The following is a 20886-nucleotide window of genomic DNA, read 5'->3' on the forward strand; positions in this document are numbered from 1 at the left end:
TCATCGGGGGCAAGCCCCCTCCCACATTGACTGCATTTTGTCTGAAAGAATGCGGTCAACTGTTTGAGTCTTGAGTTTTGTGGTGAGGCTGAGGGCCTCATCGGGGGCAAGCCCCCTCCCACATTGACTGCATTTTGTCTGAAAGAATGCGGTCAACTGTTTGAGCCTTGAGGCTTGTGGTGAGGCTGAGGGCCTCATCGGGGGCAAGCCCCCTCCCACATTGACTGCATTTTGTCTGAAAGAATGCGGTCAACTGTTTGAAACTTGAGACTTGAGACTTGAGACTTGTGGTGAGGCTGAGGGCCCATCGGGGGCAAGCCCCCTCCCACAATGAACTGCATTTTGTCTGAAAGAATGCGGTCAACTGTGGGAGGGGGCTTGCCCCCGATAGCGCTCTACTGGACTACACCGCTTCCCGATAGGGATTACGCGGGTCCTGGGTCCAGTTCAAGAACGGCTTGCCGGTGTCCACCGGTACCATCTCGATGCAATCGGCCACCGGGCAGGTGATCTGGCACAGGTTGCAGCCCACGCATTCGTCATCGATCACTTCGTACTTATGCGTGCCGTCCGCCTGTTTCAAACTGGCGATGGCCTGGTGCGACGTATCTTCGCAGGCAATGTGGCAACGCCCGCAGCCGATGCAGGCGGCCTGATCGATCTTGGCGATCACCTGGTAGTTGATATCCAGGTACTTCCAGTCCGTAGTGTTGCCCACGGCGCGCCCGGAAAAATCCTGCAGGCTGGTGTAACCCTGACTGTCCATCCAGCGCGACAGGCCGTCCTTCATTTCTTCGACGATGCGAAAGCCATGCAGCATCGCCGCCGTACACACCTGCACGGCGCCGCAGCCGAGGGCGACGAATTCCGCCGCATCGCGCCAGTTGCCGATGCCGCCAATGCCGCAGATCGGCAAGCCGTGGGTCTGCGGGTCGCGGGCGATTTCGGCGACCATGTTCAGCGCGATCGGCTTGACCGCCGAACCGCAGTAACCGCCGTGGGTGCTCTGGGTGCCGACCGTCGGCAGGGCGACCATGCGCTCCAGGTCCACGCTGGTGATGGAGTTGATGGTGTTGATCAGCGACACCGCATCCGCACCGCCGCGATACGCCGCACGCGCCGCCACCCGGATGTCGGTGATATTCGGCGTGAGCTTGACGATCACCGGCAGCGAACAGTACGTCTTGCACCAGCGCGTCACTTGCTCCACATACTCTGGCACCTGGCCGACCGCCGCGCCCATGCCGCGCTCGGGCATGCCATGGGGGCAGCCGAAGTTCAGCTCGATGCCGTCGCAGCCGGTGGCTTCTACCAGCGGCAGGATGTTTTTCCAGGACTCTTCGACGCACGGCACCATCAACGACACGATCAGCGCGCGGTCCGGCCAGTCCTTTTTGACCTGGGTGATTTCGCGCAGGTTGATCTCCAAAGAGCGGTCGGTGATCAGCTCGATGTTGTTGATGCCCAACACCTCGCGGTTGGCGCCGTAATGCGCCGAGTAACGCGACGACACGTTGACCGCCGCCGGGTCTTCCCCGAGGGTTTTCCAGACCACGCCGCCCCAGCCCGCTTCAAAGGCGCGGACCACGTTGTAGGCTTTGTCGGTGGGCGGCGCGGAGGCCAGCCAGAACGGGTTGGGGGCTTTGATACCGGCGAAGACAATCGAGAGATCGGCCATTACGCAGCCTCCACGTTGAGCATGAGTTGGGCATGCATGGCTTCTGCCGCCAGCTTGCCGTGTTGCACCGCCTGCACGGTGAGGTCCTGGCCGAGGCTGACGCAGTCGCCGCCGGCATACACGCCGGGGATGCTGGTGCGCAGGTGTTCGTCGACGAAGATGCGTTCGCCGACTCGCTGCAGTTGCTGGGCCAGCGGGTCGTGCAGTGCGGCGTTGTCGAAACCTTGGCCGATGGCCTTGAAGATCGCATCGGCGGCCAGTTCGAAGGTTTCGCCGGTGGGTTGCAGGCGCCCGTTGTCCAGGTGCGTGCGGGCGAAACGCATGCCGCGCACATGGCCTTGCTCGTCCAGCAGCACTTCCTCCGGCTGGGCCCAGGTCAGCAGGCGAACCTGATTGGCCTTGGCGATGTCCTGCTCATGGCTGGTGGCGCCCATGTCCGCCAGGCCCCGGCGATACACCAGGTTGACGTCGCGGGCGCCGAGGCGGGCCATTTGCACGGCCATGTCGATGGCGGTGTTGCCGGCACCGAGCACGATGCAGCGGTCGGCCAGGGGCAATTGGGTGAGGTCGTCGGCCTGGCGCAGTTCGCGGATGTAGTCGGTGGCGGCGAGCAGGCCGGGTGCGTCTTCATGGGGCAGGCCGAGTTGCTTGCTGGCGGCCAGGCCGAGGCCGAGGAACACCGCATCGAAGTGCTGATGCAGTTCGCTCAACGACAGGTTGTCGCCCAGGCGCTGGCCGTGACGGATCTCGATGCCGCCGATCTGTAGCAGGAACTCCAGCTCCTTCTGCGCGAAGTCATCCACCAGTTTGTACTTGGCGATCCCGTATTCATTCAGGCCGCCGGCTTTTTCCCGGGCTTCGAAGATCACCACATCGTGGCCGTGCAACGCGGCGCGATGGGCGCAGGCCAGGCCGGCCGGCCCGGCGCCGACCACGGCGATGCGCTTGCCGGTGGTGGCGGCGCGCTGGAACGGGTGTTCGCTGAAGTGCGCGTTGTCGATGGCGTAGCGTTGCAACAGGCCGATCAGCACCGGCGCGCATTCTTCGCCGTGGTTACGCACGCAGGCTTGCTGGCACAGGATCTCGGTGGGGCAGACCCGGGCGCAGCTGCCGCCGAGGATATTGGCCGAGAGAATCTTCTGCGCGGCGCCTTGCACGTTGTCGGTGTGGAGGTTGCGGATGAACGATGGGATGTCGATTTCGCTGGGGCACGCATTCACGCACGGCGCGTCGTAGCAATACAGGCATCGCGAGGCTTCCAGTTGCGCCTGGCGAGCGTTGAGGGGCGGTGCCAGGTCGGTGAAATGACTGGCGAGGGTCGCCCCGTCTTCATGGGGATGGGGGAGGTGGGTCAGGGTCTGGATCACGGTGTGGGCCTCACGGTTTTTTTTTTCGGATTGCCTCTGGCGGGCATTTTTGTTGCCTGGGTTGGCCTCATCGGGGGCAAGCCCCCTCCCACAGTGATCGCATTGTGTCTGAAAGCATGCGGTCAATTGTGGGAGGGGGCTTGCCCCCGATAGCGGTCTCAGCGGTTCACAGCAACCGGCCTGGAACGCTCAGCCCGCTTGCTCAACTGCTCGAACACTGACGGATACGCCGGCCGTTCCACATACCGCCCGGCACCGCGTTCGGCGCGCAGGTCGCCGTCGGTCCAGACCAGCTTGCCCTGGCTGATGGTGTGGCTCGGCACGCCGCGCACGGTCTTGCCTTCGAAGATGTTGAAGTCGACGTTCTGGTGGTGGGTCTTGGCGGAAATCGTGCGCGTGCCCTCGGGGTCCCACAGCACCAGGTCGGCATCGGCACCGACGCGGATTGCGCCTTTGCGCGGGTAGAGGTTGAAGATCTTCGCGGTGTTGGTGGAGGTCAGCGCGACGAACGCCTGCATCGACAGGCGCCCGGTGTTGACCCCTTCATCCCACAACAGCGCCATGCGGTCTTCGATACCGGCGGTGCCGTTGGGGATCTTGCTGAAATCGTCACGCCCGGCGGCTTTCTGCTCGGCGCAGAAGCAGCAGTGGTCGGTGGCGGTGGTGTGCAGGTTGCCGGATTGCAGGCCATGCCACAGCGCCTCTTGATGCCCGCGCGGGCGGAACGGCGGGCTCATCACGTAGCCGGCGGCGGTCTGCCAGTCGGGGTGGCGGTAGACGCTGTCGTCCAGCAGCAAGTGCCCGGCGAGCACTTCGCCGTACACCGCCTGGCCCTTGCCGCGCGCATAGGTGATTTCATCCAGCGCCTCTTTGGTCGAGACGTGTACCAGGTACAACGGCGTGCCGATGGTCTCGGCGATACGGATCGCGCGGCTGGCCGCTTCGCCCTCGACCTGGGACGGACGCGACAGCGGGTGCGCTTCCGGCCCGGTGATGCCCTGGGCCATCAGCTTGCGTTGCAGGTGATACACCAGCTCGCCGTTTTCCGCATGCACGGTGGGCACCGCGCCCAGCTCCAGGCAGCGTTCGAAGCTGGCCACCAGGGTGTCGTCGGCCGCCATGATCGCGTTCTTGTAGGCCATGAAATGCTTGAAGCTGTTGACGCCGTGATGGCTGACCAGCTCGGCCATTTCCTCGCGGACCTGCTCGCTCCACCAGGTGATCGCCACGTGAAAGCCATAGTCGGCCGCCGACTTCTGCGCCCAGCCGCGCCATTGGTGAAAGGCTTCGAGCAAGGATTGCTGCGGGTTGGGAATCACAAAGTCGATGATTGAGGTGGTGCCCCCCGCCAGACCCGCCGCCGTGCCGCTGAAAAAATCCTCACTGGCCACGGTGCCCATGAAGGGCAGTTGCATATGGGTGTGCGGGTCGATGCCGCCGGGCATCAAGTATTGGCCGCTGCCATCGAGTACTTCGGTGCCAGCGGGAATATCCAGGCCCGTGCCAATCGCGCGAATCAGACCGTCTGCGCATAAAACATCGGCGCGGTAACTTTCGTCGTGGGTAATGATGGTGGCGCCACGGATCAACAGCGACATGTCGAGTTCCTCACAGGCTTGACCGGCTGGTGCCAGTTCTAAGTGTTGTAGTTGTTTTCAGCGCAGGCTTGGTAAAAACCTGTCATCGGTGACAGGAATAGAAACTAGCCGGTGTTTTTAGAATGAGCAAGAAGATTTTTCCTACGCTTAGTTGTGTTTTAACTAATTGAAATATAAGGATAAAAAATTAAAATCACCAAAATGTGGCGACTGATCACCATTTTGACGCACTTGACAGGTTCCAAATATGAACAACATTTCTTATTGCAAATCAGGCGCTTGAGACATGCCGCTTGACGGCGGCGGTAAATAAAAATAATTGTGTTGCACCAGATTGAGTCCTGAACGTTCGGACAACTTGCGCGTTATCCAGCCTGCGTCACGCGGCAAGTACCGAAGGACTCATCGGCGTTTGAAATAAAGCTGATAAACATCAGCGAGTTATATATGCGGTGCAGGGTCAGGGCGGGTTGTCGGCACGTTTATTGAGTGCAGTGGCGGCTGGCCGGACCCTTGATGTCATGTTGTTTACGAGGTACTCCGGCCACCTGCACCGACCTTGCAGGTGAGCAACAATAATTCGAAAAAACCGTGGAGCGGCCATGCAACAGAACAGATCGCAAGTTATTGAACGCAACGGCCTGTACGAACTCGACGCCGGCCCCGACGTCCTCGACAGCCCTCGCTACAACCACGACATGGCACCGACCAAGGTGCATGAACGCACGTGGAACAAGTGGCACATCACCGCGCTGTGGGTCGGCATGTCGATCTGCGTGCCCACCTACACGCTGGGCGGGGTGCTTACCGCGTACTTCGGTTTGTCGGTGGGCGAGGCGCTGATGGCGATCCTCCTGGCCAATATCGTGGTGCTGATCCCGCTGACCCTCAACGCCTTCCCCGGTACCAAGTACGGCATTCCGTTCCCGGTGTTGCTGCGTTCGTCGTTCGGCATCCTCGGTTCCAACGTGCCGTGCCTGATCCGAGCGCTGGTGGCGTGCGGCTGGTTCGGCATCCAGACCATGTTCGGCGGGCTGGCGATTCACCTGTTCCTGGGCTCGATTTTCGAGGGGTGGAAGGCCTTGGGCGGCACCGGTGAGGTGATCGGCTTCATGATCTTCTGGACCCTCAACCTGTGGGTGGTGCTGCGCGGCGCCGAGTCGATCAAGCGCCTGGAAACCCTGTCGGCACCGCTGCTGGTGGCGGTGGGCATTGGCCTGCTGGTGTGGGCGATGCCGAACGTGTCCCTCAGCGAGTTGATGGCGATCCCGCCCAAACGCCCCGAAGGTGCAAGCCTGACCGGTTACTTTATGGCCGGCCTGACCGCGATGGTGGGGTTCTGGGCCACCTTGTCGCTGAATATTCCCGACTTCAGCCGCTACGCCAAGAGCCAGAAGGACCAGATCCTCGGGCAGATTTTCGGCCTGCCGCTGACCATGTTCCTGTTCGCCGCCCTCGGTGTGATCATGACCGCCGCTTCGGTGAAACTGGTGGGTGTCAGCGTGTCCGACCCGGTGACGCTGATCGGGCATATCCAGAGCCCGGTGTGGGTCGCCGTGGCCATGGCATTGATCATCGTCGCCACCTTGTCCACCAACACGGCGGCGAACATCGTGTCGCCCACCAACGACTTCCAGAACATCGCGCCCAAGCTGATCAACCGCACTTCGGCAGTGATTCTCACCGGCCTGGTGGGGTTGGTGTTGATGGGCCACGAGCTGCTGAAGAAGCTCGGGCTGATCGTTTCCGATGTGAGCCTGGAAACGGTGTATTCCAACTGGTTGCTCGGCTATTCCAGCCTGCTGGGGCCGATCGCCGGGATCATGGTGGTGGACTACTTCATCACGCGCAAACAGCGCCTGGACCTCGCCGGTTTGTACCGTGACGACGTGTACCCAGCGTGGAACTGGAGCGGGTTTGTCGCGTTTGGCGTGCCGGTGGTGCTGACCTTGCTGTCATTGGGCAGCGACGTGTTCAGCTGGTTCTACAGCTATGGCTGGTTTACCGGTTCGGCGTTGGGCGGCGTGTTGTATTACGGCCTGAATGCCAGGCGTGGCCTGACGCCGATGCCGGCCAAATCCCTGCTGTAACGCAATGGCATGCAGTCAAACAGGTGGTCATTCCACTAATGCATGGGTGACTGACCCACTGCAATCGGGAGCAAGCCCCCTCCCACCTTTGAATTGCATTCCATTCATAACATGTAGCCTGAGGAGATCCCCATGAACGCTGCCCTGGACGTTCTGCAATCGACCCATCAGCACATCAACCGCGACCGTTTGTGGCAGTCGTTGATGGAGCTGGCCAAGCTCGGCGCCACCGCCAAGGGCGGCGTGTGCCGCCTGGCCCTCACTGACCTCGACCGCCAGGCCCGCGACCTGTTCGTGCAATGGTGCGAAGAGGCCGGGTGCAGCGTGACCGTCGACGGTATCGGCAACATCTTCGCCCGTCGCCCCGGGCGTAACCCCGACCTGCCGCCAGTGATGACGGGCAGCCATATCGACACCCAGCCCACCGGTGGCAAGTTCGATGGCTGCTTCGGCGTGCTGGCCGGTGTGGAAGTGTTGCGCACCCTCAACGACCTCAAGGTGCAAACCGAGGCGCCGCTGGAAGTGGTGGTGTGGACCAACGAAGAGGGCTCGCGCTTCCCGCCGTGCATGATGGGCTCGGGGGTGTTTGCCGAGAAATTCAGCCTGGCCGACACCCTCGCCAAGGTCGATGCGCAGGGTATCAGCGTCGGCGCGGCACTGAATGCGATCGGCTATGCGGGGACGCGGCCGGAGAGTGGGCACAAAGTCGGCGCCTATTTCGAGGCACATATCGAACAGGGGCCGATTCTTGAGGATGAAAAGAAAACCATCGGCGTGGTGCTCGGTGCCCTCGGGCAAAAGTGGTTCGACTTGACCCTGCGCGGCGTTGAAGCCCACGCGGGGCCGACGCCGATGCACCTGCGCAAGGACGCCCTGGTCGGCGCAGCCGCCGTGGTCGCGGCGGTGAATGCGGCGGCGTTGGGGCATCAGCCGCATGCGTGTGGCACTGTCGGTTGCTTGCAGGCTTATCCGGGCTCACGCAACGTCATCCCGGGTGAAGTGCGTATGACCCTCGACTTCCGCCACCTGGAACCAGCGCGCTTGGATTCGATGATCGCCCAGGTACGCCAGGTGATCGACGAGACCTGCGCCAAGCATGGGTTGAGTTTTGAAATGACACCCACCGCCGACTTCCCGCCGCTGTATTTCGACAAGGGTTGCGTCGATGCAGTGCGCGATGCGGCGAATGGGTTGGGGTTGTCGAACATGGACATCGTCAGCGGGGCAGGGCACGACGCGATCTTCGTCGCCGAACTCGGCCCGGCGGGGATGATCTTCGTGCCATGCGAAGGCGGCATCAGCCACAACGAAATCGAAAACGCCGCGCCGGATGACCTGGCGGCGGGGTGTGCGGTGTTGTTGCGGGCCATGGTGGCCGCCTCGGCCGCCATTGCCAGCGGCAAACGAGCGGCTTGAAACGCGGTAGAACCTGTGGGAGGGGGCTTGCTCCGGTCAGTTACAGATGAGCTGGCTGAACCACTGCTATCGGGAGCAAGCTCCCTCCCACATGGGTTTTGCGGTGTTCATATATTGTGTGTCTGGCACAGGATCAGTGTGGGAGGGAGCTTGCTCCCGATAGCAGTGGTTCAGCCGATACACATGTGATTGACCCACCGCCATCGCGAGCAAGCCCCCTCCCACATGGGTTTTGCGGTGTTCATACATTGTGTGTCTGGCGCAGGATCAGTGTGGGAGGGAGCTTGCTCCCGATAGCAGTGGTTCAACCGACACATATGTGATTGACCCACCGCCATCGGGAGCAAGCCCCCCCTTCCACAGTTGAACTGTGTCTATACCCAAATGGCATCCCACAACGGGTAGTCGCCAATCCGGCTAACCAATCCCGCCCGCAATGGATTGGCCACCACATACCTGGCCATTTTCACCAAGTCGTCTTCCTTGCGCAGTGCCCGGTCATGGAAACTTTCCTGCCAAAGCCGCCCCTTGCGTCCGCTCGCACCGTTGACGCTCCGTGTGCTTTTGGACTTCACCTGGCGCATCAGGTCAGCCAGCGAGCCTTTTTTCAGTTCGAGCAGCCAATGGAAATGGTCCGGCATGATCACCCATGCCAGGGAGTTCGCCAGCCCCTGATACTGGGCTGACCGAAACTGCCAGACCACCAAGCGACCGAGATGGAAATTCTTGAATATCGGGATGCGTTCGTGGGTGTTGGTGGTGATGAGGTAGATACGGTTGGGTTCGCTGAATCGGCCGATACGCAGGCGGTGTGAAGCGGGTAGGTCGGGCATTCCCTGGCCTCTCTCTGGGTGTGTTTTGAGAGGCTAGATGGGTGAACTGCAGGTTGAAGGGCAGGCTTTTGGCAGGATGTGTCTGTGCGAACGCTATCGGGGGCAAGCCCCATCCCACATGGGTTCTGCGGTGTTCATACATTGTGTGTCTAGCGCCGGACCAGTGTGGGATGGGCTTGAATCCTCCCACATGGGATCTGCGGTGTTCATGCATTGTGTGTCTAGCGCCGGACCAGTGTGGGATGGGCTTGAATCCTCCCACATGGGCTCTGCGGTGTTCATGCATTGTGTGTCTAGCGCCGGACCAGTGTGGGAGGGGGCTTGCCCCCGATGAGGCCGGAACTGACGCCGCCGCTATCACAGCAATACCGCGTACCGACACGCCAATGACAGTGATTACACAGCAGTGACCGTGTTTCTCAACAGTCGGCCGGAAGACTGAATGTGCGCTGGATCAGTCGGTGATGTCTGGCTGATCCAGCCTCATCAAAGCCAAACCAGCTCCCACCTTTGAGCTGGTTTGCACAAAAAAAGCGTCAGGCGCCAGGTTGCCAGCCGCCGCCCAGCGCGGTGACCAGCCCCACACTCGCCTGCAACTGCCGTGTCTGCACCGCCTGCAAGGTCCGCTGTGCCTGTAACGCCGCTGTCTGTGCGGTCACTACATCCAGATAGCTCACCGCGCCGGCCTGGTAGCTGTTCATTGCCAACGCTTGCGTATGCTGCGCCGCATCTGCCGCGGCTTGTTCATCCTGCGCCTCCTGCTGCAAATCCCTTAGCTGTGCCAGGTTGTCTTCGACCTCGCGCACGGCTTTCAGTACCTGGCTGCGGTACTGTGCCGAGGCTTGTTCGAACTCGGCCTTGGCCTGGCGTTCGTTGGCGCTCAAGCGACCGCCATCGAAGATCGGCAAGTTCATCAGCGGCCCCAGCGCCCAATACCGATTGCCCGCCGACAGTAAATTCCCCACGCCTTGGGTCTGCCCGCCAATCAACCCGGTCAGACTGAAGTCCGGGTACCACGCGGCCTTGGCCACGCCGATATTTGCGTTGGCCGCAAACACTCGGCGCTCTGCCGCCGCAATATCCGGGCGACGTTGCAGCAGGTGGCTCGGCAGTTGCGACGGAATCCCCGGCAGGGCGATCAGTTGTTGGCTCGCCGGCAGTGTGAAGTCGCTGGCCGCCACGCCGACCAGTTCACCGATGGCATGCTCGGTGAGGTTGCGTTGCCCGCGTACTTCATCCAGTTGCGCCTTGGCTTGGGCGAGCTGGTTTTGCGCGCGGGTCAGGTCCAGTTCCGAAGCAATCTGGCCCTCGTAGCGGCTGCGCGTCAGTTGCAGGGCCTGGCTGAAATCTTCCAGCGAGCTGTTGAGAATCCGACTTTGCGCATCCAGCCCATTGAGCTGCACGTACAAGGTCGCCAACTGATGCTGCAAGCTCAAGCGCGCCACTGCCAGATCGTCGCCCGACGCTTGCGCCTGCGCATCACCCGCCGCCACCTGGTTGCGGATTTTGCCCCACAGGTCCAAGTCGTAGCTCAACGAAAACCCCGCCGTGTTGCTGTTGTAAACCGACGGCTGCGTGGTGCTGCGCAGCGGACGCGAGTCGGATTGGCGCTGACGCAGCGGTTGTGCGCTGGCGGTGATTTGCGGGAACAGCCCGGCATGCAATTGGCTGGCATACGCCTGGGATGCATCGAAGTGCGCCAGCGCTGCCGCCAGGTCCGGGTTGGCCTTGAGCAATTGCTGTTGCAACTGATCCAGGCGCGGTTCGCGGTAGAGCGTCCACCACTGCGGCGCCAGTTGGTCGGACGGCTGCGCGCTGTGCCAGGGGCCATCGCTGGTCTGTTCGCGATAGTTGGCCGGCAGGTCGATCGCCGGCACGTTGTAGGTCGGTGCCAGCGAGCAACCTTGCAACGCCAGCAGCATCACCGCGGCAAGTGGTTTAAGCCTTGGGCGCATGGGCACCTCCGGAGGCGTCGGCCAGTTGCACGGGGTCGCCTTCGCGCAGGGCGTCGGGTGGGTTGTCGACCACGCGGTCGGCGGGTTTCAGGCCCTGGTCGATCACCAGGCGTTCGCCCAGGTCCAGGCCGATATGGATGGCCTGCAGGTGTATGTGGTTTTGCGCATCCAGCACCGCGACCTGGGTGCCTTGGGCACGGAAGATCAGCGCGCTGGCTGGGATACTCACGCCATGGGTGTCTGCCGGAATCGGCAGGGTCGCTTCGGCGTAATCGCCCGGCAGCAACTCGCCGTTGGGGTTGTCGGCGACAAACTGCGCGAGCAGGGTGCCGGAGCGACGGTCGATGGCGGTGGAGTCGCCGATCAGGTGCGCCTTGAAGTGTTCGCCGGGGTGCTCGGGAACACTCAGCTCGGCTTCAAGCCCGGGGTGGATGACGGCCGCGTAGTTCTGCGGCACCGGCACGTAGAGGCGCAACTGGTGGGTGTCGGCGATGTTGAACAGCTCCGGGTCGCTGTCGGTGTCGGCCTTGATCAACTGGCCGATGTCGGTGTTGCGCGCAGTGATGGTGCCGGCGAACGGCGCGCGGATAGTCTTGTAGCTTTCCAGCGCCGATAAGCGTGCGTAATCGGCAGCGGCGGCTTCGGCGTTGGCTTTGGCCGCTGCGGCGTTGGAGGTTTTTTCATCGGCCTCCTGGCGCGACACCGAATGGCTGGCCAGCAGGTTTTGCCAACGTGTCGCGGTGGTGGCAGCCAGCCGCGCATTGGCCTGTTGCTGCACCAGGCGCGCATGGGTCTGCGCCAGTTGTTGATCGAGATCGGGGCTGTCGATTTCGGCGAGGATTTGCCCGGCTTTGACCTGGCTGCCGATGTCGACTTTCCAGTCCTTCAAGTAGCCGCTGACCCGCGCATGGATCGGCGCCTTGCTCCAGGCTTCAAGGTGAGCGGGCAGGCGCAGGGTGTCACCGGCCACGTTCTGCAGCGGCTGGAACACCATCACCTGCGGCACGGCGGCGGTTTCGGTCCAGGCGGTGACGGCGCGTTCGTGCATTGTGCGGGCGTACAGGCCGTTGGCGACCAGCAGGGCGGCCAGGGTCAGGCCGCCGACACCCATGAGCATCAGACGCTTGCGCGAGGGTTTGTGATCAGACGACATGGGGCGTTTCTCCAACAGTTGCGCGAGTAGGCTGACGACCGTGGACCAGGCTGAAGACCACGGGAACAAATAACAGGGTGGCGGTGGTGGCGAGGATCAGGCCCCCGATCACGGCGCGGCCGAGCGGCGCGTTCTGCTCCTCGGACAAGGCCAGCGGCAGCATGCCGATGATCATCGCCAGGGCGGTCATGCACACCGGACGAAAGCGCGTGTAGCCGGCTTCCAGTGCGGCCTTGAGCGCATCGCCATGTTCGGCCAGGCGTTCCCGGCAGAAGCTCACCACCAGGATCGAGTTGGCGGTGGCCACGCCCATGCACAGGATGGCCCCGGTCAACGCCGGCACCGACAACGACGTGCCGCTGAGGAACAGCATCCACACGATCCCCGCCAATGCCGCCGGCAATGCGGTGATGATCACGAACGGGTCGACCCACGACTGGAAGTTGACCACGATCAGCAGGTAGATCAGCACCACCGCGCCGAGCAGGCCGACGCTCAAACCGCTGAAGGCTTCATGCAGCGCATCGATCTGCCCGTGCAGGCTGATCGTCGCGCCTTTGGGGCGCATGGACGCGGTGTCGTCCAGCACTTTCTGCACGTCGCGGGCCACGCCACCGAGGTCGCGGCCTTGCACGTTGGCGTAGAGGTCCAGGGTCGGCTCGATGTTGTAGTGGGTCACCACCGCCGGGCTTTGCACGCGGGAGATGCTGGCCACGCCGCCGAGGATTTGCGATTGACCATCGGCACCGGTCACCGGCAGCGCTTCCAGCGCCGGCAGGCTGTCGAGGCGGTATTGCGGGGTGGCGGCGACGATGGAATAGGACACGCCGTTGGCCGGGTTGAGCCAGAACGTCGGCGCGGTTTGCGAGCTGCCGGCCAGCGACGCGACCATGCTGTTGGTCACATCGCGCTCGGTGATGCCCAGGCCGTTGGCGCGCAGGCGGTCGACATTCACTTGCAGCGACGGGTAGCCGGTGGACTGCTGGATGCGCAGGTCGGCGATGCCCGGTACGTGTTGCAGACGGCGTTCCAGTTCCACGGCGTAGGCGCGGTTTTCGGCATCGCTGCGCCCGGAGATTTTCACGTCCAGCGGCGCCGGCGCGCCGAAGTTGAGGATCTGGCTGCTGATGTCCGCCGGCAGGAACGCAAAGTGGCTGCCAGGGAAACTTTGCGGCAACGCCTCACGCAGTTTTTTCACGTAGTCGGCGGTGGGCGCGTGGTGTTGTTTCAGGCTGACCTGGATATCGCCGTCCTGCGGGCCGATGGTGCCGCTGCTGCTGTAGGCCATGTCGATGCCGCTCAGCGGAATGCCGATATTGTCGACGATGGTGTCGAGTTCGTCGGCCGGGATCACTTCGCGTATCCGCGCCTCGATCCGGTCGAACGCCGCAGCGCTTTCCTCGATCCGCGTACCCAGCGGCAAACGCACATGCAGCGCCAGCGCCCCGGCGTCGGTGGCCGGGAAGAAATCCTGGCCCAGGCTGGGCAGCAGCAAAAACGAGGCGAGCACACAGGCTAAAAAGCCGACGATGAAGCGCTTGCGATTGCCCAGGGCCAACGTCAGCAGGCCATGGTAGGTGTCGCGGATGTTCGAGAAGTGCCGCTCGAAACCCTGCTGGAAATTCAGCACCGACTGCAGCACGGCATTGCGTGGTTTGGTGTGCTGCTCGCCTTCGTGGTGGTTGATGAACGCATCTTCTGGGTGGTGGCCGGTGCCCGGTTCCGGCGCGTGCGGCTTGAGCAGGTACATCGCCAATGTCGGCACCAGGGTGCGCGAGAGGATGAACGAGCTGGCCATGGCGAAGATCACCGCCAGGGCCATCGGCCGGAACAGGTACCCGGCGATGCCTTGCAGCAAGAACATCGGCACGAACACGATGCAGATGCACAGCAGCGAGACGAACGCCGGGCCGACGATCTGCGCGGCGCCGTCGAGGATCGCAGCCTTCACCGTCTTGCCCTGTTCCAGGTGCCAGTTGATGTTTTCGATGGTCACCGTGGCGTCGTCCACCAGAATCCCTACGGCCAACGCCAGCCCGCCGAGGGTCATCACGTTGAGGGTTTGCCCGCTGACCGCCAGCAGCGCGATGGCCGACAGCACCGCCAGGGGGATCGAGGCGGCGATGATCAGCGTCGAGCGCCAGCTGCCGAGGAACAGCAGGATCATCGCGCTGGTCAGCAGCGCGGCGATGATGCCTTCCTGGGCCACGCTGCCCACCGATTGTTTGACGAACACCGACGCATCGCCGAGCAATGAGGTCTTCAGCGACGGCGGCAGGGTTTCGTTGATGCGCGGCAGCATCTGGCGGATGCCGTCGATGATCGACAGGGTGGAGATGCTGCCGTTTTTCAACGCCGGCATCAGCACCGCGCGATGGCCGTCGACGCGCACGATGTTGGTCTGCGGTGGCGAACCGTCACGCACGTGGGCCACCTGGCCGATGGTGATCAGCGCACCGTCGACGGTCTTGATCGGCAGGTCGTTGAGTTCATCGATGGCCTTGGGGCTGTTGTTGAGCAGGATCGTGTATTCGTTGGGGCCGAGCTTGGCGGTGCCCACCGGGATGATCTGGTTCTGCAACGCCAGGGCATTGCCCACGTCCTGCGCCGACAAGCCTTTGGCGGCCAGCGCCTGCGGGTCGAGGTCGAGGGTGATCTGCCGCTGCTTGCCACCCATGGGCGTGGGCATGGCCAGGCCGGGCAGGGCGCTGAGGGGCAGGCGGATATTGTTCTGCACCAGGTCGCGGATCTTGGCTTCCGACAGTGTCGGGCTGGAGAACGCCATTTGCAGGATCGGCACCGTCGATGCGCTGTAATTGAGGATCAGCGGCGGCGTGATGCCGGGGGGCATTTGCTTGAGCACGGTTTGTGACACCGCTGTCACCTGGGCGTTGGCGGTGCGGATGTCGACGCCGGGCTGGAAGAAGATCTTGACGATGCCCATGCCCGGCAGGGATTGCGATTCGATGTGTTCGATGTCGTTGACGGTGGTGCTCAGGGAGCGTTCGTAGGTGTAGATCACCCGCCCGGCCATGGCGTCCGGCGACAGGCCGTTGTACTGCCAGACCACTGCAACGACGGGGATGCCGATATCGGGGAATACATCAGTGGGGGTTCGCAGGGCCGCCATCGGCCCGATGATGCAGATGAATATGGCCAACACGATAAACGTGTACGGCTTTTGCAGTGCGGTCTTTACCAGCCCGAGCATGCGTGAACCTCCGAGGGAGCAGGATTGCAAACCCCGGCAGTCTTGCCCGACCCACCTAACACGCACCTTTCAGCCAGGTGAAGGAAGATTTAGGTATGGGCTGAAGATCGTTTCATGTGTATTCATTTGTTCTACAAAGGGCGGCTCTCCAAGCTTGTGACCCATCGGATGCGATGCGTCTTTTAACTGAAATCCTTTGGAGTTCTGCCATGTCACTCAAACCTTTATTGCTGATTCCCGCCTTGAGCGCTGTGTTGTTACTGTCGGCCTGCGCCGGCCCGATGCCCAAAGCCGACCCCAGCGAAGCCTGGATCGGATTGAAAGAAGAAGCGCCGAATGACCTGATGGCCGAGCGCGTCGACGGCAAACGCGTGGATGACGGGCGCTTTTTCGAAGTGCCGCCGGGAGCCCATCGTTTGGATGTGACGTTGTTCGAGGAAGAGCCGGGCGACGAAAACCAGCAGGACTGCCAGGGCCGCGTGGAGTACAAAGACTTCAAGGCGGGTGAACACTACACCCTGATCGAATCCAGCCTGGGCACCACCGTGCGCGCATCGCTCTTGGATGGTCACGGTAAGGAAGTCGCGGCAACGCAGGACTTCAATTGCATGCCTGGCTAGGCGTGATGCACCGTCGTCTTGTGCGGCTTGGCGGATGCAGCCGGTTTGACGTGGGGGTGATGGTGCCGACGGGTAATGCGCAACACCCCCCACAACATGGCGGCGGCCACCGCGAGCCAACCGCAGATCAACAGGACAATCGTCGTTGCAAGGCTCATTCTGGCCTCCTTTCGCCCAGCAGGGCGCACACACAGTCTTCTCAATGGACAGTCTAGTCAGATGACGGTTGCCTGCTATTGACCAATGGTCGTGTCGATCCAACTTCTTTGCTCTATCCTGGGCGTTTTACTGCGGTTCAAGGCTATACCCGAGCGGAAGAGCGTCCTATGATCAGGGCCCTTACCGGCAGTTGATCAAGAGGGTAGAAAATTGCGGTTACGGTCCAACGTTACAAGGTCCTTGCTGCTGGCCTGCACCCTGGGGCTCGCGGCCTGTTCCGGGCAGCCGTCGAAACTGCCGGGCCTGCCGGAGCGTGTCGAGCTCAATGGCGTGCCGACGTTTCGCAGCGACGCTTATCAAAGCGGTCCCACGGCGTTAGCCAGCATGCTGTCGCAACAAGGCATTGTCATGACACCGGGGTTGCTGGATAAGCCGCTGCACTTGCCGGGCGACGAAGCGAACCTGGAGCGCAACATGCAGGTGCTGGCCCGTGAATACGGGTTGATGGTGTATCCGCTCGACGCCAAGCTCACCTCGGTGCTGGCGCAGGTGAGCGCGGGTTACCCGGTGATGGCGCGGATCGGCGGCGGCCTGTTGTCCAGCACGCACTACGTGGTCGTGGTGGGTTTCAACCAGCAGAAAAGCACGGTGCTGCTGCGCTCAGGCATGGATCGGCGGTTGTTGATGAGCTTCAGTGACTTTGAGTCGAAGTGGAGCAGCGCCGGTCACTGGGCAATCCTCACCCAGCGCCCGAGCCAGTTGCCGGCCAATGTGGACACGCAGCGCTGGCGCGAAGCGGCCAATGCCACCGCGCAGGCCGGGCAAGAGCAGGCTGCGGCGCAGGCACTCAAGGTATTGGCCGAAAGAAAGTAAGACACACCGCGCCCGCCACGTTGGAGCGCGGTGTGTTTTCGCGCTACGCCACAGCGCCGAACAATGCCCCGACGCTGGCCGTAATGCCCATGGCCAGCACGCCCCACAGGGTTACGCGCCAGGCGCCGACGAAGACTTTCGCCCCGCCGGCCCTGGCCGCCACGGCGCCAAGGCTGGCAAGAAACAGCAGGGACATGCCGCAGATCCACGGCACCACGCTGTGCTCTGGCGCGATGAGCGTCACCGCCAGCGGCAACGCGGCACCGACCACGAAACTCGCCGCCGAGGCCAGCGCCGCTTGCAGCGGTTTGGCGGCGAGGGCTTCGCTGATGCCCAGCTCGTCCCGGGCGTGAGCCCCCAAGGCGTCGTGCGCCATCAATTGGTCGGCGACCTGATGAGCCAATTCGGGTGATACACCACGCTGCATGTAGATGTTGGCAAGTTCGCGGTGTTCGGCTTTCGGGTTACTCGCCAGTTCCGCTCGCTCTCGGGCCAGATCGGCGTGCTCGGTATCGGCCTGGGAATGCACCGAAACGTATTCGCCGGCCGCCATCGACATCGCCCCCGCCACCAGCCCGGCCATGCCGGTGACGATCAGCGAGGCGTGGCTGGCGTTGGCGGCGGCGACACCGATCAACAGGCTGGCGGTGGAGACGATGCCGTCATTGGCGCCCAGGACCGCGGCGCGCAGCCAGCCGATACGGTCACTGCGGTGGGATTCGGTGTGCCGGTGCATGAATTTCATCGGTGTGCGGGACTCACGTTCGTGGACGGGGTTGGGGCGGACGGCTTTCAATCTGCGCCTGCAGAATACCGCCGACAATCGATATTTCTTTGAGTTGTTCACCCTCGCGCAGCACGAACAACGCGTCCATCCCGCGTGCCTGCGCCAGGCGTGGGCCTTCGATTTCGCCCAGCACCATCAACGCCGTGGCCCAGGCATCGGCGAGCATGCACGAGGCGGCCACCACCGTGACGGCGGCGACGGTATTGCACAGCGGGGCGCCGGTGGCCGGGTTCATGGTGTGAGCATAGTGTCGGTCTTTCACGTCAATCCAGTGTCGGTAGTCGCCGGAGGTGGCGATGGCGGCGTCGCTGAGTTCCATGACCCCCATCACTTCACGCTGGCCACGGCTTGGTTTTTCAATGGCCACGACCCACGGTTGAGCAGCCGGCTTGACGCCGCGGGCACGCATTTCGCCATCGATGCCGACCAGGTAGCGGGTCAGCCCGAAGCCGTCCAGGCAGCGCGCCAGTTCGTCGACGCCAAAGCCTTTGGCGATCCCGTTGAGGTTGAGGTGCAGCGGCGCGCGTTTGCGCACTTGGTGGCGTTGCGTGTCCACCGTCAACGCCGCAGTGGCCGACAGACCGCTGCGTGACGGCAGGGCGTCGATGGTCTGTTCGGTGACCGAGGGGGTGCCGGGGCCGAAGCCCCAGGCGTCCACCAGATCACCGACGGCGACGTCGAAAGCCCCGCCGGATTGCTGGCTGACCCGCAACGCGGCGGCCAACACCGTGGCCAGTTCCTGGGGCACCGGCAACCATGTTTGCTCGGGGCCGGCGTTGAGGCGGTTGAGGTCGGAATCGGCCTTCCAGGTGGACATCTGCTGGTCCACCCGGCCCACGGCCTGGGCCAGGCCGCGGTTGATCGCGTCGGTGTCGACGCCGGCCTCGGCATAGAACACGGCGGTATAGCGCGTGCCCATGGTCTCGCCGTTCAGGCTGTAGCGTTGGGGCTCAGTAGACATCTTCACGGTAGCGTCCTTGTGCTTTCAGGGCCAGCACACTCAGGTGCAGCGGGGCCAACACGTTATCCAGCGCTTGCATCACGCCTTTGGCCATCTCGCGGCTGCCGCACACCAGCACTTGGGCGCCGTTTTCGATCAGGGCGCGCAACGCCAGGGCATCGCCGAGCAACCGGTCTTGCACATAGCTGCGCTCCTGAACCTGGGAGAACGCCGCGCACAATGCGGTCAGGCGGCGGTCGGCCAGGTAACGCTTGAGCTCCGGTTCATAGAGAAAATCCGAAGCCGGGTTGCGTCCGCCCCAATACAGGTGCATCGGGTGTTTGGCGGTGTTATGGCGAATAAAACCGGCCAGGGGCCCGATACCGGTGCCGGCACCGATCAGAATCACCGGGTGCGCGCCCGACGCCGGACGAAATTGCGGATTGGGCTGGATGAACGCTTCGACCGACCCGCCGATCTTCAGCTCATGCAGGAACCCCGAGCATAGGCCACCTTCGTGTTTGCGCACGCAGATTTCCAGCGTGCCGTCTTCAGAGGAACTGGCCAGCGAGTAAAAGCGCGGCACCGGGTTGTCCGGCGGCAAAATGCCGACCAGATCGCCGGCCTGGAAGCTCGGTAGCGCGCCCGCGGCCTTGAAGCGCAGGACGTGGGTCGGTGCGTTCACGGCTTCGCCATAGACGATGCGCTCGGTCAATTCCAGACGACGGCTGCGCGGGCGCTGCGCCGTGTGGATCAGCGGCAGCTCGTGGCCCAGTGGCGCCGCCAACGCATCGCCCCAGCGCGCAAATTCCTGCGAGGATTGACGGTTCACGGTTTCCAGCCCCAGCAATGGCGTGCCGCCGGCTTGTACCATCGCGTCCTGCACCTGATGGGCGTACTGACAGAATCGTGGAAACTGCCGGTCGCCAAACCCGAGTACCGCAAAGGGCAGGCCGGGTTTGAGGCCCACTTGCTGCAGCCGTGCCAGGAACTGCGCGGCCGACGCCGGTGCATCGCCGTCGCCGTGGGTGGCGGTGAGGATGAACAGGCGCTGGGCAGCGCGGTACTCGCCCTTCCAATCGCTCATCGCGGCGCTGTGAACCCGGTGCCCGGCCCGGTGCAACGCCGCGTGCAAGGTATTGGCAAAACCCCAGGTGCTGTTGGTTTCACTGCCCACCAGAATCACGCTGTCGGCAGTGTGGGCCGGGCTGTTATGGCGAATCTTCGGCGCGGCTTTGCGGCGGCGCCACCACAGCAGGATGCCGGTCACGCTCATCAACGGCACGCTGAGGGCGCAAACCCCGAGGATCAAGCCCAGCCACCAGAGGCCTTCGCCGGTGTGCAATTGATAGATCAGTTGATACAGGTTGTGCATTGAATCGTGGGCCTGATACGACAACAGCGTGCCGCTGACCGGGTCCACGTAGCCGTCACCCTGGGCGGTGCGCAGGGAAAACACGTCCTCGGGGTTACCGGGGCTCGGGTAAACCAGTTCGCGCAGGTCGTTCAGATCGATGGCCTGCAAGGCTTGCAGGTTGGCCACCGGCTGCGCCGCGCCGACGCTGATATGCGCGGGGAAGGCCGGCTCAGCCTGACTGCCGTCGGCGATCAAACCGAAGGTCGTGGCGCACATGTACAGCCCAGTCAAGGCCGACAGCAGCAGCCCGAGCACGGCAAGGCGCCCGACTTCGGCGTGCCAGCGCTGGCTGAACGAGCCGCGCAGCGGCCGCAACAGGTTGCGCAGGCCACCCAGGCGGCGCGCCAGCAACAGCGCGCCGGACACGCAAAGCATCAACATGAAGAGTGCGCCGACGCCTGCGATCCCATGCCCGGTGGTACCCATGAACAGCGAGCGGTGCAGGTCTTTTACCCAGCGCGAAACGGCGGATGGCTCATAGGGCCCGAGGCCCTGGCCGGTCAGTGGATCGACGGTTTGCGCACCCGCCTGGCCGTCCTGGTTGTAGTAGATGATCACTGTTCCGGAGGCGCTGCGCTGGATCTGCTCCACCCCCGGAAAGTGGTTGGCGATGCGTCCCGCCAACTGGCCGACATTGAGCTGCCCAGTCGCGGTTGACGTGCCGTGCAGGCGTTCCAAAGCCGGATTGACGGACAGCACTGCGCCGCTGATGGCCAATATCATGACCAACAGGGCGGCGATCAGACCGGGCAGTGAATGGAACTGGCGAAGCATGTTCAGCCTCCAGAA

15 protein-coding genes are annotated in these 20886 nt (G+C 63.0%); 4 read left to right on the top strand and 11 right to left on the bottom strand.

The genetic code is table 11. From position 1 onward, the window contains the following. Positions 1-403: 403 nt before the first annotated feature. From preA to hydA, 3 genes are all read right to left on the bottom strand, one after another. On the bottom strand, positions 404-1678 hold the full coding sequence (preA, locus tag INT12_RS22580) for an NAD-dependent dihydropyrimidine dehydrogenase subunit PreA (RefSeq protein WP_017847462.1): 1275 nt from the start codon (positions 1676-1678) through the stop codon (positions 404-406). Then, the gene (locus INT12_RS22585; protein WP_104904530.1) at positions 1678-3045 is read right to left on the bottom strand and encodes an NAD(P)-dependent oxidoreductase; all 1368 of its coding nucleotides are present in this window, start codon (positions 3043-3045) and stop codon (positions 1678-1680) included. The genes preA and INT12_RS22585 overlap by 1 nt, the downstream gene beginning before the upstream one ends. Positions 3046-3203: 158 nt before the next feature. After that, complete coding sequence (gene hydA / locus INT12_RS22590) at positions 3204-4643, bottom strand: dihydropyrimidinase (RefSeq protein WP_193039811.1); 1440 nt, start codon at positions 4641-4643, stop codon at positions 3204-3206. Between the two features lie 602 nt (positions 4644-5245). Between hydA and INT12_RS22595 the strand changes: the two genes are divergently transcribed. Both INT12_RS22595 and INT12_RS22600 read left to right on the top strand, forming a co-directional pair. After that, positions 5246-6733 carry an NCS1 family nucleobase:cation symporter-1 gene (locus INT12_RS22595; RefSeq protein ID WP_046485631.1) on the top strand — a complete coding sequence of 496 codons (1488 nt, stop codon included), beginning with the start codon at positions 5246-5248 and terminating at the stop codon, positions 6731-6733. Positions 6734-6865: 132 nt separating this feature from the next. After that, positions 6866-8149 carry a Zn-dependent hydrolase gene (locus INT12_RS22600; protein ID WP_046382831.1) on the top strand — a complete coding sequence of 428 codons (1284 nt, stop codon included), beginning with the start codon at positions 6866-6868 and terminating at the stop codon, positions 8147-8149. A 374-nt stretch (positions 8150-8523) separates the two neighbouring features. Here INT12_RS22600 and INT12_RS22605 read toward each other — a convergent pair whose 3' ends face one another. The 4 genes from INT12_RS22605 to INT12_RS22620 form a co-directional block, all read right to left on the bottom strand. Then, positions 8524-8982, bottom strand: coding sequence for an REP-associated tyrosine transposase (locus INT12_RS22605; protein WP_046485627.1), 459 nt, complete (start codon positions 8980-8982; stop codon positions 8524-8526). Positions 8983-9518: 536 nt separating this feature from the next. Then, positions 9519-10937 (bottom strand): efflux transporter outer membrane subunit, encoded by a 1419-nt coding sequence (locus INT12_RS22610; RefSeq protein ID WP_057004475.1) that lies wholly within the window; start codon positions 10935-10937, stop codon positions 9519-9521. Continuing rightward, positions 10921-12090 (bottom strand): efflux RND transporter periplasmic adaptor subunit, encoded by a 1170-nt coding sequence (locus INT12_RS22615; protein ID WP_017848229.1) that lies wholly within the window; start codon positions 12088-12090, stop codon positions 10921-10923. The genes INT12_RS22610 and INT12_RS22615 overlap by 17 nt, the downstream gene beginning before the upstream one ends. After that, positions 12080-15301, bottom strand: coding sequence for an efflux RND transporter permease subunit (locus INT12_RS22620; protein WP_128191756.1), 3222 nt, complete (start codon positions 15299-15301; stop codon positions 12080-12082). Before INT12_RS22620 ends, INT12_RS22615 begins: the two co-directional genes overlap by 11 nt. A gap of 209 nt (positions 15302-15510) precedes the next feature. On the opposite strand from INT12_RS22620, the gene INT12_RS22625 reads away from it, so the two are divergent. Then, the gene (locus INT12_RS22625; RefSeq protein WP_017848227.1) at positions 15511-15921 is read left to right on the top strand and encodes a hypothetical protein; all 411 of its coding nucleotides are present in this window, start codon (positions 15511-15513) and stop codon (positions 15919-15921) included. Here the strand turns inward: INT12_RS22625 and INT12_RS22630 are convergent. Continuing rightward, entirely contained in the window at positions 15918-16079 is a 162-nt protein-coding gene (locus INT12_RS22630) for a hypothetical protein (RefSeq protein ID WP_193039810.1), read from the bottom strand. The two genes, INT12_RS22625 and INT12_RS22630, sit on opposite strands and share 4 nt — an antisense overlap. A gap of 211 nt (positions 16080-16290) precedes the next feature. On the opposite strand from INT12_RS22630, the gene INT12_RS22635 reads away from it, so the two are divergent. After that, on the top strand, positions 16291-16953 hold the full coding sequence (locus tag INT12_RS22635) for a C39 family peptidase (protein ID WP_193039809.1): 663 nt from the start codon (positions 16291-16293) through the stop codon (positions 16951-16953). A gap of 43 nt (positions 16954-16996) precedes the next feature. On the opposite strand, the gene INT12_RS22640 is transcribed toward INT12_RS22635, so the two are convergent. The 3 genes from INT12_RS22640 to INT12_RS22650 are packed head-to-tail and all read right to left on the bottom strand — an operon-like array spanning position 16997 to position 20871. Then, positions 16997-17698 carry a VIT family protein gene (locus INT12_RS22640; RefSeq protein ID WP_193039822.1) on the bottom strand — a complete coding sequence of 234 codons (702 nt, stop codon included), beginning with the start codon at positions 17696-17698 and terminating at the stop codon, positions 16997-16999. 13 nt (positions 17699-17711) lie between these two features. Beyond that, positions 17712-18701, bottom strand: a complete 990-nt coding sequence (locus INT12_RS22645; protein ID WP_193059022.1) for an FAD:protein FMN transferase — start codon at positions 18699-18701, stop codon at positions 17712-17714. Then, entirely contained in the window at positions 18691-20871 is a 2181-nt protein-coding gene (locus INT12_RS22650; protein ID WP_193039808.1) for a PepSY domain-containing protein, read from the bottom strand. The genes INT12_RS22645 and INT12_RS22650 overlap by 11 nt, the downstream gene beginning before the upstream one ends. Positions 20872-20886: the final 15 nt, after the last annotated feature.

The organism is Pseudomonas sp. K8, assembly GCF_014889455.1.
GTDB lineage: Bacteria > Pseudomonadota > Gammaproteobacteria > Pseudomonadales > Pseudomonadaceae > Aquipseudomonas > Aquipseudomonas veronii.

What these genes read in the sequence shown, in the direction of transcription:
- preA (WP_017847462.1), bottom strand. Translation starts at nt 1,678, where the DNA reads ATGGCCGATCTCTCGATTGTCTTCGCCGGTATCAAAGCCCCCAACCCG.
- hydA (WP_193039811.1), bottom strand. Translation starts at nt 4,643, where the DNA reads ATGTCGCTGTTGATCCGTGGCGCCACCATCATTACCCACGACGAAAGT.
- INT12_RS22595 (WP_046485631.1), top strand. Translation starts at nt 5,246, where the DNA reads ATGCAACAGAACAGATCGCAAGTTATTGAACGCAACGGCCTGTACGAA.
- INT12_RS22600 (WP_046382831.1), top strand. Translation starts at nt 6,866, where the DNA reads ATGAACGCTGCCCTGGACGTTCTGCAATCGACCCATCAGCACATCAAC.
- INT12_RS22605 (WP_046485627.1), bottom strand. Translation starts at nt 8,982, where the DNA reads ATGCCCGACCTACCCGCTTCACACCGCCTGCGTATCGGCCGATTCAGC.
- INT12_RS22610 (WP_057004475.1), bottom strand. Translation starts at nt 10,937, where the DNA reads ATGCGCCCAAGGCTTAAACCACTTGCCGCGGTGATGCTGCTGGCGTTG.
- INT12_RS22615 (WP_017848229.1), bottom strand. Translation starts at nt 12,090, where the DNA reads ATGTCGTCTGATCACAAACCCTCGCGCAAGCGTCTGATGCTCATGGGT.
- INT12_RS22620 (WP_128191756.1), bottom strand. Translation starts at nt 15,301, where the DNA reads ATGCTCGGGCTGGTAAAGACCGCACTGCAAAAGCCGTACACGTTTATC.
- INT12_RS22625 (WP_017848227.1), top strand. Translation starts at nt 15,511, where the DNA reads ATGTCACTCAAACCTTTATTGCTGATTCCCGCCTTGAGCGCTGTGTTG.
- INT12_RS22630 (WP_193039810.1), bottom strand. Translation starts at nt 16,079, where the DNA reads ATGAGCCTTGCAACGACGATTGTCCTGTTGATCTGCGGTTGGCTCGCG.
- INT12_RS22640 (WP_193039822.1), bottom strand. Translation starts at nt 17,698, where the DNA reads ATGAAATTCATGCACCGGCACACCGAATCCCACCGCAGTGACCGTATC.
- INT12_RS22645 (WP_193059022.1), bottom strand. Translation starts at nt 18,701, where the DNA reads ATGTCTACTGAGCCCCAACGCTACAGCCTGAACGGCGAGACCATGGGC.
- INT12_RS22650 (WP_193039808.1), bottom strand. Translation starts at nt 20,871, where the DNA reads ATGCTTCGCCAGTTCCATTCACTGCCCGGTCTGATCGCCGCCCTGTTG.